Genomic DNA, 13,032 nt, shown 5'->3' on the forward strand with positions numbered 1-13,032 from the left:
AGAATATGAAATTACAGAAGGAGAATAATCATGCTGACAGATACAACCGGATCCCCATACGCGAAGGTCCATGCCCTGGATGGAATGAAAGTAAAATGGACAGGCGGTCTTTGGAAGGAACGCTTTGACACCTGTGCCAATAGCACGGTGCCTCAGCTAAAACATATGTTTGACAGTAAAGATATCAGTCATGTAGTAGAGAATTTTAAGATCTGTGCTGGCGATGCAGAGGGAGATTTTGATGGAACCGTTTTTGGAGACGGAGATTTCTATAAATGGATGGAGTCTGCCATCTATACTGCTTACCAGACAGACAATCAGCTGCTGAAGGAAGAAATTGAGAATTATATAGACCTGATCGGCAGAGCACAGCAGCCTGACGGTTATCTTTCCACAAAGCAGATTATCGGTGAGAGAACCGGGAACGGCGTCTCAAGAATGGGCGATATCAATGATTTTGAGGTTTATAACTTCGGTCATATGTTTACAGCAGCGTGTGTGCACAAGAGAATTACCGGAAAGAATAATTTCCTTACAATAGCGGCAAAAACCGCAGATTATCTGGAGCATCTTTACGAAGAAGCAGAGCGCACCGGAGAAGTTCAGACTGCCGTCTGCCCGTCTCATTATATGGGACTTGTGGAAATGTACCGTACTACTGGTGATAAACGATATCTGAAGCTGGCGAAGCAGGCAATCGTTCTTCGCGACAGTGTAAAAAATGGTATGGATGATAACCAGGATAAGATTCCGCTGAAGCAGCATGAAAAGATTCTGGGACATGCTGTACGTGCAAACTATCTCTATGCAGGTGTGGCTGACCTTTGCCTGGAAGAGGAAGATCCGGATTATATGGAGGTTCTCCACAAGGTATGGAGAAGTCTTGTGGATAAAAAGCTTTATATCACAGGCGGATGTGGAGCGTTATATAATGGTGCTTCTCCATATGGTTACTTTTTTGACCATCAGCTTGTGCATCAGGCTTATGGTTATGAATATCAGCTTCCGAATATCACGGCATATAATGAGACCTGTGCATCTTTGGGCGGTGTTTTTTGGGCGTACCGCATGTTCCAGCTGGAGCCAAAGGCAGAGTACTTTGATATTCTGGAACGAATGATGTTAAATACCAACCTGGCTGCACTGAGTCTGGATGGTAAGAGATTCTTCTATGAAAATATGTTAAGACGTGCCAAAGAGCTTGATTATAAGCTGATCTGGCCTCTTACCAGAAGCGAATATATTCTCAGCTACTGCTGTCCGCCAAACCTGGCAAGAACCATTGCACAGTCCAGTGAATATGCATATCTGACATCGGATAACAGTGTATGGACTGGTATGTACGGTGCAAGTGAGGCGCAGGTGAAGCTGGAAAATGGTGGAGAATTTACACTTGTGCAGTCTACGGATTATCCATTTGACGGAACAATCCGCTTTACAGCAAAAGATGTGAAAATAAATGCCCCGGTCCATTTAAGACTTCGTGTTCCGGGATGGTCAGCGGGCGGTTCCATTAAGGGCGCTGGTGCAGACCGTGAACTGACGAAAGAGGATGCTGGAACTTACCTTGATATTCTGGTGGAAGATCCTCAGAATATGGATGTGCAGCTGAGTCTGGATATGAAGGTTCGCTATACTGTTGCAAACAATATGGTGGAAGAAACTGTGGGACAGGCTGCAATTGAGCGGGGACCATTGGTATACTGCTGTGAGAGTGTAGATACCCATGCAGCAGATCTGGATGATGTTTACCTGGATCTGAACGCAGAATTTACTCCTGTGGAGTTTGAAATCCAGGGAAGAAGAATGATGGCTCTTGAAACTGAGGAATATGCCATTGACCGCTCTGAATTTGACAGAAATGCGCTTTATCAGCCGTTGAAATATCATGGCATGAGCAGAAAGCATGTACGTCTGATTCCGTATTATGCATGGGATAACCGTGATTATGGAGAAATGAGGATCTGGTTCCCTGTCGCATATACCGTATAACAAATTGAGTGTTACTGTTCACTGGTAACATTCCGCGAGGTGTTTTTTGTGAACAAAGTTCACAGAAAACCCGAGAGTTAAGTTTGCGCAGCAAACGCTACTTCTTGTGCTTGTCACAAGAAGGTTCGTCCTTCTGTGCATCGCGAAGCGTGTTACTGTGAACGGAGTGAACAGTAACAATTGAGTTATCACAACCTGGGATATGAATGTAAAAAATCCTGCCGTGCAGAATCCGATGGCGGTGGAATAGCAAATGTCACTCAATTTCTTATTATACTTTGAACGAACAGAATGGAGAGCTATAGAAATTATGGAATGTAAAGTAATTCCTTTCCATACCGTCGAGGAGAGAAGCAAAACAGATGCTGACAAAGCAGAAGCCCTTCTTTCCCAGGCAATGGAAGGTTTTCATAAAAAACTGGTAGTGCTGGATGATGATCCTACTGGTGTGCAGACGGTTCATGATGTGTCTGTTTATACGGACTGGGAGGAAGAATCCATCCGCAAGGGCTTTGAGGAAAAAGAATCCATGTTTTTTATCCTCACCAATTCCCGCAGCTTTTCTGTGGAAGAGACCACAAAGGTACACCAGGATATTGCCGCACGTGTTGCAAAGGTGGCAGGGGAACTGGGACAGGATTTCATGATCATTTCCCGTGGAGATTCCACTTTAAGAGGTCATTATCCGTTGGAAACACAGCTTCTGGCGGAAGGCCTGGCTGACGGGAATACAGCCGGACCAGAGAAGACGGCAGCAGACAATGGAGCTTCTGCAGGGAGCACAGCTGTTGACGGTGAGATCATCTGCCCGTTTTTTCCCGAAGGTGGCCGCTACACAATGGACAATATCCATTATGTAAAAGAGCAGGACAACCTGGTTCCAGCCGGTATGACGGAATTTGCCAGGGACAAAACCTTCGGCTACAAATCCTCGGATCTTACGGAATACGTAGAGGAAAAAACAGAAGGAAAGTACCATAAAGAGGACTGTATCACCATTTCTCTGGACGAACTGAATGCTCTGGATGTGCAGGGAATCAAGGAGAAGCTGATGTCCGCACAGAATATGGCGAAAATTATCGTCAATGCAGTATCTTATGCAGATTTGAAAGTTTTCTGCGCAGCACTGGTGCTTGCAATGAAAGAAGGAAAGCATTACATGGCAAGAACAGCAGCAGCTTTCACCAAAGTAATGGGAAGGATTTCTGACCAGCCTCTTCTTGGAAGAGAGCAGTTGGAGGGTGACACGAAGAACGGAGGAATCGTTCTGATCGGTTCCCATGTAAAGAAGACCACAGACCAGCTGAACTGTCTGAAAGAACTGGACGGACAGGCTGATTTTATGGAATTTCAGGTAAATACCGTATTCGAAGAAAATGGTCTGGAGAAAGAGGTAGAGAGAACGGTGAAAGCAGCAGAGGAGAAAATCCTGTCTGGAAGAACCGTTGTAATTTATACAAGCAGACAGCTTCTTGCGCCGGAGAATATGACTCCGGAGGAGAAACTGCAGATTTCTGTAAAGATTTCCAACGCAGTGACCAGTATTATCGGAAAGCTTTCTGTGAAGCCGAAATTTATCATTGCAAAAGGCGGAATCACTTCATCTGACGTAGGAACGAAAGCACTTCGGGTAAAGAAAGCCCGTGTTATGGGACAGGTGAAGAAGGGAATCCCGGTATGGATGACCGGCGAAGAAAGCAAATTCCCTGGAATGCCATACATTATTTTCCCGGGAAATGTGGGTGAAGTAAGTACGTTGAAGGAAATTGTAGAGGAATTGATCTGAAAAATAGCATGATTGCAGGTCTTCGTTTACGCGAGTGGCAAATTTCAATTACGTAAGAGTTTTAATGACATAACAAGTAAATTTTTAGTCTGTTTTGAACAGCTTACGGAGACTCTGTATGTTAGGAAGATGTCTATTAGAAAGAGGTTCGCTTAAATAGGAGGTTTACATAATGAGAAAAGTAATTATATCCCTGGCACCTGTACAGGCAGGAACCAGTGTGGATGCAGTAAAGCTTGCAGAGGATGTAGAGAAAAGCGTAAAACTTGGTGCTGCTATGTGTCACCTTCACTGCCGTAAACCAGACGGAAGCCTTACACCTGACATTTCTTATATGTCTGAGTGTTTTGATGAGATTCTGAAACGGACAGATGTGGTAGTTCAGGCGTCTACAGGCGGTGTTTCGGATATGAATATCCAGGAACGCTGCAATCCGCTTGATTATCCCAAGGTAGAGAGCGCATCTCTCAATGGCGGAAGTACAAACCTTGGCGAAGCAGTCTATGTTAATTCTTTTGATGATATCCGCTACTGCGCAGACGCTGTTTATAAGAGAGGAATCCTTCCGGAAACAGAAGTTTTTGATATTGGAATGTTACATAACATGGCAGTGGTAAAATCTGAGCAGCCATTTGCGGATCCAATGCTGTTTAACCTGGTATTTGGTCACAAAGGCGGCATGCAGCCTACTCCGGAGATGCTGGCAGCTTTCCGTTCCTTTGTTCCATCTGATGCACTTTGGGGCGTTACCCACTTTGGACGTGATAACTGGACATTCCTGGCCGCTGCAATTGCTATGGGAGCAACGGTAGTACGAGTTGGTTTTGAAGACAGCCACTATCTGGCAGAAGGTGTAGATGCCGAGTACAACTGGCAGGTGGTTGAGAAACTGGTAAATCTGATCCGCGCCATGGGTCTGGAGCCAGCGACTCCGGATGAGGCAAGACAGATGTTGAATCTGAGAAAACGCTAAAATACGATTTAAAAATATAAAGTGTTGGATCGTAATTATTCAGTAGATGTTATTCTGCGAAGTGTGTGACCATGAAGGTACTGAACAGTTACGATATACCAAAGAAATATATGTCAGAAAGGATGGGTTAAAACAAATGTTGGCAATCAAGAAAATATATATGGATTATGAAACAGCCCCGGTTGGTGTTTCCCATATGCCCCAGTTTGCCTGGGAACTTGTAAGCGATAAGAAAAATGTAAAACAGAAATCCTACGAACTTCAGATTGCAAAAGACGCTGATTTTACAGATCTGATCTATAACAGCGGAAAAACAGAGTCTGAGGAATCTGCACATGTTTATGCAGAAGGTGCTTCTCTGGAGAGCGGCAAGCGCTATTTTGTCCGTGCAAAAGCCAGTGATGGTCAGGAAGAAACGGACTGGAGCGAAACCGCATCCTTTGTAACTGCCCTTGCAGGAAAAAATGGTGAGTGGGAGGAAGGCGCACCAGCATGGAAAGCTTCTTTTGTATCCGCCGAAACTGACGATTCCTATAAGAACGTTTCCAAAGGAACCTATGTAAGAGGAACCTTTGAAATCAAAAAAGATATAAAAGAAGCCTATGCCTTTACCACAGCCCTTGGCCTGTATCAGTTTTACCTGAATGGCAAAAAAGTTGGTGAGGACGAGATGACACCGGGCTGGACATCCTATAGAAAACATCTCCTCTATCAGACCTATGATGTAACGGAATATCTGCAGAAGGGCATTAACGATGCCGGAGCAATGCTGGCTCCAGGCTGGTATAAAGGAGTTATGGGACTGACAAAGGCCCGCAACAACTATGGTGATCAGACGGCTTTTACTATGGAACTTCTGATTCGCTACACCGATGGAACAACAGAATCTGTTTATACGGATCCATCATGGAAAGGCTGCGATTCACCGGTGGTATTTGCAGAAATCTATGATGGTGAGACTTATGATGCAGCCCTTGAGATTCCGGACTGGTCAAAGGCAGAAACCACAAAAGGCGACTGGAAGCCGGTTCAGCTTGTATTCTTTGATACACAGGTTATGCGCGCACAGTACGCTGCAAAGGTTCGTGTAATGGATCGTATTCCTGCAAAACGTATTTTCAAAACACCGGCAGGAGATACGGTTATTGATTTTGCCCAGAATATGGCAGGGCGAATTGAAGTAACTGCAGCAGGAAAACCGGGCGATGTGATCGAGCTTCACTGCTTCGAGGTTCTGGATAAAGATGGAAATGTATATCTGGACAACCTTCGTGCAGCCAAGGCAACGATGAAATATACTTTTGCAAGAGAAGAGACAGTTACCTGGCATCCGACTTTTACTTACATGGGATTTCAGTATGCGTTGATTGTTTCCTATCCAGGCGAGCCGAAAGCTGAGAATTTCACAGCCTGCACTCTTCACTCCAACATGGCTTCAAACGGAAGTCTGGAGTGTTCGAATCCGCTGCTGAACCAGCTGCATCACAATTTCCTGTGGGGACTGAAGAGTAATTTCCTTGATGTACCTACAGACTGCCCGCAGCGTGATGAGCGCCTGGGCTGGACTGGTGATGCGCAGATTTTCTGCCGTACAGCCACTTATCTGATGAATACCTATACGTTCTATAAGAAATGGCTCCATGATCTGGAGGTTGATCAGACACCAGAAGGCGGTGTACCACATGTTGTTCCGAATATTGAGGAAGGCCGTACAGATGGAAACTGGCTTCTCCGCCAGGGACCTCACTCTGCAGCAGCCTGGGCTGATGCGGCCATCATCAATCCATGGACCATGTATCTGATGTATGGGGATAAAGATATTCTGAAAAAACAGTACAACAGCATGAAGGGATGGATTGACTTCATGCGTGCCCATGCTGTTGATTATATCTGGAACTACAAGCTGCAGTTTGGCGACTGGGTAGCTCTTGATGCAGAAGAAGGCAGCTACTTTGGAGCCACACCAAATGATCTGACCTGTACGGCATATTATGCATACTCTACCGGACTTTTTGTCCAGATGGCGAAAGCCCTTGGAAAAGAGGATGTGGCAGCAGAGTATGAGGAGCTTTATCATAAGATCGTAAAGAAATTCCAGGAGACCTTCTTCGACGCAGAAGGAAATATGACAGCACAGACACAGACCGCACATATTGTGGCACTGTATTTCCAGCTGACTCCTGAGAAATATATCACAAAAACGGTAGAAGGTCTGAAACGCCTTCTGGACAAAGAAAACGGTCATCTGGTTACCGGATTTGTGGGAACTCCGTATTTCTGCCATGCACTAAGTCAGAACCACGCTCTGAAGGAAGCCTATGACCTGCTTCTGAAGGAAGACTTCCCATCCTGGCTGTATCAGGTGAAAAAAGGTGCCACTACGATCTGGGAGCACTGGGATGGCATGAAGGATGACGGAAGCATGTGGAGTGCAGATATGAACTCCTTTAACCATTATGCTTATGGAGCTATTGGTGAGTGGATGTACCGTGCAATGGCCGGAATTGAAGCGGATTCGGAACATCCGGGCTTTAAACATGCGATACTCTATCCGCGCATCGGTGGAAATCTGAAGTACACTGCAGGAAAATATCATAGCATTTATGGTGATGTTGGTGTAAAATGGGAAGTCCAGGGAAAACAGATTACTTTAACTGTTCAGATTCCGGTAAATACAACAGCAGAGATCCGTCTGGATAAGGCGAAAGCTGTTCTGGAAAGCGATGGACTGACATTTACCAGGGAAGCAGACTATATGGCTGCCGAAGCGGGAAGCGGTACATACCATATCGCATTTGAACAGTAATCATAACGCAAAATGCGAAAGGGTGATGAGAATATGGAAAAGAAAAAGGAACCTTCAGGAATACAGAAAGCGTGGAGACAGCTGAGTATTCAGAATCAGATTTTTTTATCCATGTTTCTTATCACCCTTTTGGGTGTGGGCGTTTTGATGAATATTGTATACAAAACCTCTATTGATGCGATTGAACAGAATTACAGGGCATCTTATCAGTCTACACTGAAGAATTCCAGCCGCGTTATGGATATGAATCTGAAGAACATTGTAGACGTAGGGCGAAGCTTTCTGAATGATGAAGCTCTTCAGCAGATTTTGGAAAAAGGCAATGAATACGGAGGCAGCAAGTTTACATCCACAGACCGTGTGAAGCTTCGTGTGATTGCAAATGAAATGGCAAGTCAGCAGGTGTGGGTGAATTATATAGTATTTACGGATCTTTATGGTCATGTGTATCAGCTGAACAATGTGAACCAGGGTACTTATGATTTCTATAATTATTATAGTGATAAGGATATCCTGGAAGAAAGCTGGGTGAAACAGGCAAAGGCTGCGCAGGGAAAGGAAATTTTTTTCCGTGACAGTATTTTAAAAGCAGGAACAAAGAAAGGATTTTCTTATGCGAAATATATGATCAATCCCTCTGATGGACAGGGAATGGGCTATATGGTAGTGGGACTGAGCCAGAAGCTGTTGGGAAAATCCTTTGTTATGGGCAATGAAAGCTTTGATTCCAGTAACTTTATGGTTGTAGATGAGGATGATCAGCTGGTTTATTTTGTGGGAAATGAGGAAGGGGAGAATGCAATTATGCAATCCTATTCTAATCCGGGAGAGAACCATCTGTATCTGTTTTCTTCTGTCACCAATTCTACTACAGGCTGGCATATTGTAAACGTAGTGGAGAAAAATGAGATCAGTGAAGAGAGCAAAAATATCCGTCTGACCTCGTTTCTGGTAGCCGGCTGTGTTCTTGTAGTGGGCTTTCTCATGGCACGAATCATTTCCAGAACCATCAGCCATCCTCTGAAGCAGCTGGAAAATACCATTGCACAGGTTGGGGAAGGAGAGCGTCACATTACAGAAGAGTTTGACTACAGTGAAGTTGGCCGGATCGGACGGAAATTCAAGGAAATGGTCAATACGAACCTGGAGCTTTCCGAGCATCTTATGGCGGTGAAGCTGAATGAACGGGAAGCAGAGCTACTTTTGCTTCAGTCCCAGATCAATCCCCATTTTCTTTATAATACACTGGATTCCCTGTACTTTGTTGCAATCATGCATGGGGATGACCAGATGGCAGAAATGGTAGAAGCACTTTCTGATAACTTTAAGCTGGCGCTGAATAATGGAAGCAAATATATTAAAGTTGCGGATTCTGTGAAATGGATGCAGGGCTATATGAAGCTTCAGAATATGCGCTACAATAATCGTTTTGAACTGTTCGTGGATATCAGAAGGGAAATTCTTCAGCGTGAAACGATTACCTTTATTTTTCAGCCATTTATTGAAAATGCCATGTATCACGGTCTGGAGCCGAAGATTGGAAAAGGAAAGATTTCCCTTCGCGGCTGGCAGGAGCAGAATAATATGATTTTCACTATTGAAGATGATGGTGTGGGAATTGACGATATGTCCAGACTGGAGAACGGTTATGGAGTGCGCAATGTAATAGAGCGTATAAAGTTGAATTACGGGGAAAAATACGGTGTAACATTTGAAAGCAGTCCAGGCAATGGAACGAAGGTAACGATTGTGGTTCCGGTAAGATAAGGGATAGGGAAATGCAGATACAAGGAGGATTTTCATGTATCGCTTAGTGGTAATTGATGATGAATATATAGTTGTGCAGGGAATTAAGGCTTTAATTTCCCGCCTGAAGCTGGATTATGAGGTAGTAGGGGCTGCTTATGACGGAATCCAGGGACTGGAAGTGATCCGAAGTGAGAAACCGGATGTAGTAATTACGGATATCCGAATTCCGGGGCTGGATGGTCTGTCTGTGATCGAGGCGGCGAAGGAAGAATGTCCGGATACATATTTTATTGTGATCAGTGGCTATTCTGAATTTGTGTATGCGCAGAGGGCGCTTACTCTTGGCGTAAAAGATTATATTGATAAGCCGGTTACAGCAGATAAACTGAAAAATGCCCTTACCAGAATTGAAGATGAATGGGCGAAGACTCGTCATGAGGATAATCGTAAGGCACAGGCTAATCGCGAGAAATTTCAGGAATTGGAAAGAACTTTTGAGAGCAGTGTAAAATGTATTACAGACTGTGATGCTGCAGCATTTCGGGAAGAATGCCGGCAGGCAATCAGATGCCTGCAGGAACTTTACCCGGAGTTGCAGGATTTTCGCAGGGAATTTTACAAGCATCTCTGTGTGCTCAGCGATGTACTGATCGAAAGTCAGAAGCAGGTGGAACGAGGGTCCCTTGTCTCTTTTCAGGAGATGGCAAAATGTCAGAGCATAGAAGCAGTACAGGCCTATGGGGAAAGTGTTCTGTCTGATATCAGCAAGCATCTGACCGCAGACCAGACCGGAAGCAAACACAGAGTTATCCTGGAGCTTCTTACTTATCTGGATGAGCATTATGATCAGGATATCGGACTTAGTGAGCTTGCAGACAGAGCCGGAATGAGCACGGCTTACTTAAGTGTTCTTTTTAAAACAGAGGTTGGCACATCTTATGTGAAATATCTGACGGACCTTCGCATAAAAAAGGCGAAGAAGCTGTTGCAGGATGGATATAAGGTTAATGAAGTCAGTGAAATGGTGGGATATAATAATTACAGATATTTCTGTGATATTTTTAAAAAACACGAGGGCATGACTCCCAATGAGTATAAGGGAAACGTGTGGAAAGCAGAATGATAAAAACAGGATTTGCAAAAATGCACATATTCAAATTGCTGAATATGTGCGTTTTATATATTTAGCACAATTGAACGCCTGGACAAGTGGAACTTTTTATAAAAAACAGTCTAAAAAAACTGTACATTACCAAAAAAATTAGGCACTGGTAAAAAAACAGAACAATGGTATTATATAACCATAAGATATTTCCCGGGGATACAAAGAAACAAATTAAACATGACCGAAAAGTAAATGGCTATCAAGAGTAAATTATAACAAAGTTCAATAATTTTGAAAATTCTGGAGGAATTTATAATGAAAAAGAGAGCATTAGCTATTTTAATGGCAGCATTAACAGCAAGTACCATGTTTGCAGTTCCTACATTTGCAGCAGATTACTCAGGAGAGGATCCGCAGCTTGAGAAAAACATCAAAATCCTTACCATCTGGGCAGAAGATAATGACAATGGTATGCTGTTAAACAAAATCTGCGAAGACTATCAGAAAAATGTAAACCCGAATTTTACATGGGAATATGAGATGGTTGCTTCTGACAACCTTCAGCAGAAAATTGCTACACTTGCAGCATCCAATGATCTTCCGGATCTGTTCGCTTACGAAGCAGGTGCTCCGCTCAGCGTTCTCATCGATTCCGGAAAGGTTAAAAATATTACAGAAGCTGTTGACGAGATCGGAACAGCAGATTATTTAAACAGCGGTGCTGTTGAGCTTCTGAAAGGATTATCCGGAACAGATGATCTTTATGATCTTCCTCTTGGACTGAACGTAGAAGGCTTCTGGTACAACAAAGCCCTGTTCGAGCAGGCAGGATGCGAAGTTCCTACTACATGGGATGAGTTTGAAGAGGTTCTTCAGAAACTTTCCGATGCAGGTATCCAGCCTCTTACAACCGGCGGATCTGACAAATGGGGTGCAACCCGTCTGATCAATGCATACGCAGTAAGAACCGCAGGAAACGACATTATGACAAAAGCAGCTGACGGCGAAGTTCCTTATACAGATGAGAAACTTGTTGCAGCAGCTGATAAGATTGCAGAGTGGGCAGAGAAAGGATACTTCGGAGAAGGTATCACAACAGTTGATATGAACACAGCTGGTTCCATGCTGATGAGTGGAAAAGCAGCCATCTTCTACAATGGTTCCTGGTTTACACAGAACCTGACTGATGATTCCCAGAACCCGGCAGGCGAGGACGGAATCGGATTCTTCAACATTCCGGTTGCAGATGAGTCCATCAGCTCCGCTACTTCTTACTCTATGAACTGTGGTAACATTCTTGCACTTGACAATGACAAATATGATGAGGCTACTGGCTGGTTCCTGAAATACTTCATGGAGAACATCGGAAACGTAGCTATGGAAGATCAGGGAACTGTTAAAGGTTACACATATGATGTTGCAGCAGATGATATGGATAACTACACCAAGCTTGTTCTTGACGAGATTGACAAATCCACAGAAGGATTTGCATGGTGGGAAGCAAAAATGCCTAGCGAAATCTCCAAGACAGCTCAGGAAAATGTACAGCCTCTGTTAAACGGCGAAATGACTGGCGAAGAATATATGCAGTCCATCCAGGATGTATATGACATGCAGTAAGTAACAGCTTTGGCAATATAAGCTTTGAACTTCAAATGGGAGTGTTTGCCAGCAGACACTCCCGTTTTTGTTGAAAAAATTCGAAATTTTAATGGTTTTTGACACAGAAAGGAAGGAATTTTATGAACAAGGTATTAGGTAATAAGAAAGCGATATCCCTTTTCGTAGTTCCGGCACTGATTATTTACACCATTATTGTAATGGTACCGGTTATCTGGTCGTTGTATTATTCATTCTTTAGCGGCAGCCCGGGACTTCAGTGGGAATTTGCCGGATTTGACAATTATGCAAGACTTTTCAGAGACAAGAACTTCTTAAATGCATTGACAGTAAACTGTAAATATGTATTAGTAGTAACCGTTGGCCAGGTTGGAATGGGACTTTTACTTTCCCTGATGTTTAAATTCTGGCTGAGAAGATGCAAAACCATCGTAAGAACTCTGGTTTTCTTCCCGGTAGTACTTCCTACTGTTGCAGTAGGCCAGCTGTTTGCAAAAATCTATGAGATCCAGCCAAACTATGGTCTGTTAAACTCATTGCTTGACTCTCTTGGTTTTACAAACCTTGTTCAGCCATGGATCGGCCAGTCCAGCACAGCTCTCTGGGCATTGTGCGTAATGGATATCTGGGTAGCCATGGGATTCTATTCCGTAATTTTCTATGGAGCACTCCTTGATATCTCTGATGATATCCTGGAAGCGGCCAGAATCGACGGCTGCGGTGGATGGCAGTTGTTTAAAAACATTCTTCTTCCGCTTCTTCGTCCAATGGTAATTACCAGCCTTGTATTCAGCTTCTCCGGAACTGTAAAAATGTTCGAGTCTGCTATGGCTCTTACAAAGGGCGGACCTGGAAGTGCAACCAAGTCACTGTCCATGTATATGTATGACGTTGCATTTACTTACAATAAGGTTGGTTACGCCAGCGTTATCGCAATCGTGATCTTCCTGATCTGTGTAGTTGGATCTCTTGTTATCAACAGATTTGATGTGAAAGACTGA

General features: G+C 43.8%; 8 protein-coding genes. All 8 read left to right on the forward strand.

Annotated elements, in window-relative coordinates; genetic code table 11:
- Positions 1 to 30 precede the first annotated feature (30 nt).
- The 8 genes from I4V84_RS03415 (at position 31) to I4V84_RS03450 (ending at position 13,032) form a co-directional block, all read left to right on the forward strand.
- Positions 31 to 1,992, forward strand: a complete 1,962-nt coding sequence (locus I4V84_RS03415) for a beta-L-arabinofuranosidase domain-containing protein (protein WP_195589350.1) — start codon at positions 31 to 33, stop codon at positions 1,990 to 1,992.
- Between the two features lie 310 nt (positions 1,993 to 2,302).
- Positions 2,303 to 3,778 (forward strand): four-carbon acid sugar kinase family protein, encoded by a 1,476-nt coding sequence (locus tag I4V84_RS03420; protein WP_118577674.1) that lies wholly within the window; start codon positions 2,303 to 2,305, stop codon positions 3,776 to 3,778.
- Positions 3,779 to 3,950: 172 nt separating this feature from the next.
- A complete protein-coding gene (locus tag I4V84_RS03425; protein WP_195991236.1) occupies positions 3,951 to 4,751 on the forward strand; it encodes a 3-keto-5-aminohexanoate cleavage protein in 801 nt (266 codons plus the stop codon).
- A 160-nt stretch (positions 4,752 to 4,911) separates the two neighbouring features.
- Positions 4,912 to 7,557, forward strand: a complete 2,646-nt coding sequence (locus I4V84_RS03430; protein ID WP_243284006.1) for an alpha-L-rhamnosidase — start codon at positions 4,912 to 4,914, stop codon at positions 7,555 to 7,557.
- A gap of 33 nt (positions 7,558 to 7,590) precedes the next feature.
- Positions 7,591 to 9,324: a histidine kinase gene (locus I4V84_RS03435; protein ID WP_173734801.1), complete on the forward strand. Its 1,734-nt coding sequence runs from the start codon at positions 7,591 to 7,593 to the stop codon at positions 9,322 to 9,324.
- Between the two features lie 34 nt (positions 9,325 to 9,358).
- Positions 9,359 to 10,429 carry a response regulator gene (locus tag I4V84_RS03440; protein ID WP_148461476.1) on the forward strand — a complete coding sequence of 357 codons (1,071 nt, stop codon included), beginning with the start codon at positions 9,359 to 9,361 and terminating at the stop codon, positions 10,427 to 10,429.
- Positions 10,430 to 10,726: 297 nt separating this feature from the next.
- Positions 10,727 to 12,031, forward strand: a complete 1,305-nt coding sequence (locus tag I4V84_RS03445; RefSeq protein WP_118577669.1) for an extracellular solute-binding protein — start codon at positions 10,727 to 10,729, stop codon at positions 12,029 to 12,031.
- Between the two features lie 122 nt (positions 12,032 to 12,153).
- Positions 12,154 to 13,032: a sugar ABC transporter permease gene (locus tag I4V84_RS03450; RefSeq protein ID WP_118577668.1), complete on the forward strand. Its 879-nt coding sequence runs from the start codon at positions 12,154 to 12,156 to the stop codon at positions 13,030 to 13,032.

It is taken from the genome of Ruminococcus sp. 1001713B170207_170306_F1, from assembly GCF_015668065.1.
GTDB classification, from domain to species: domain Bacteria; phylum Bacillota; class Clostridia; order Lachnospirales; family Lachnospiraceae; genus Blautia_A; species Blautia_A faecis.

Bases quoted from the DNA above. Each gene is read 5' to 3' on its own strand.
- I4V84_RS03415 (WP_195589350.1), top strand. From the start codon at position 31: ATGCTGACAGATACAACCGGATCCCCATACGCGAAGGTCCATGCCCTG.
- I4V84_RS03420 (WP_118577674.1), top strand. From the start codon at position 2,303: ATGGAATGTAAAGTAATTCCTTTCCATACCGTCGAGGAGAGAAGCAAA.
- I4V84_RS03425 (WP_195991236.1), top strand. From the start codon at position 3,951: ATGAGAAAAGTAATTATATCCCTGGCACCTGTACAGGCAGGAACCAGT.
- I4V84_RS03430 (WP_243284006.1), top strand. From the start codon at position 4,912: ATGGATTATGAAACAGCCCCGGTTGGTGTTTCCCATATGCCCCAGTTT.
- I4V84_RS03435 (WP_173734801.1), top strand. From the start codon at position 7,591: ATGGAAAAGAAAAAGGAACCTTCAGGAATACAGAAAGCGTGGAGACAG.
- I4V84_RS03440 (WP_148461476.1), top strand. From the start codon at position 9,359: ATGTATCGCTTAGTGGTAATTGATGATGAATATATAGTTGTGCAGGGA.
- I4V84_RS03445 (WP_118577669.1), top strand. From the start codon at position 10,727: ATGAAAAAGAGAGCATTAGCTATTTTAATGGCAGCATTAACAGCAAGT.
- I4V84_RS03450 (WP_118577668.1), top strand. From the start codon at position 12,154: ATGAACAAGGTATTAGGTAATAAGAAAGCGATATCCCTTTTCGTAGTT.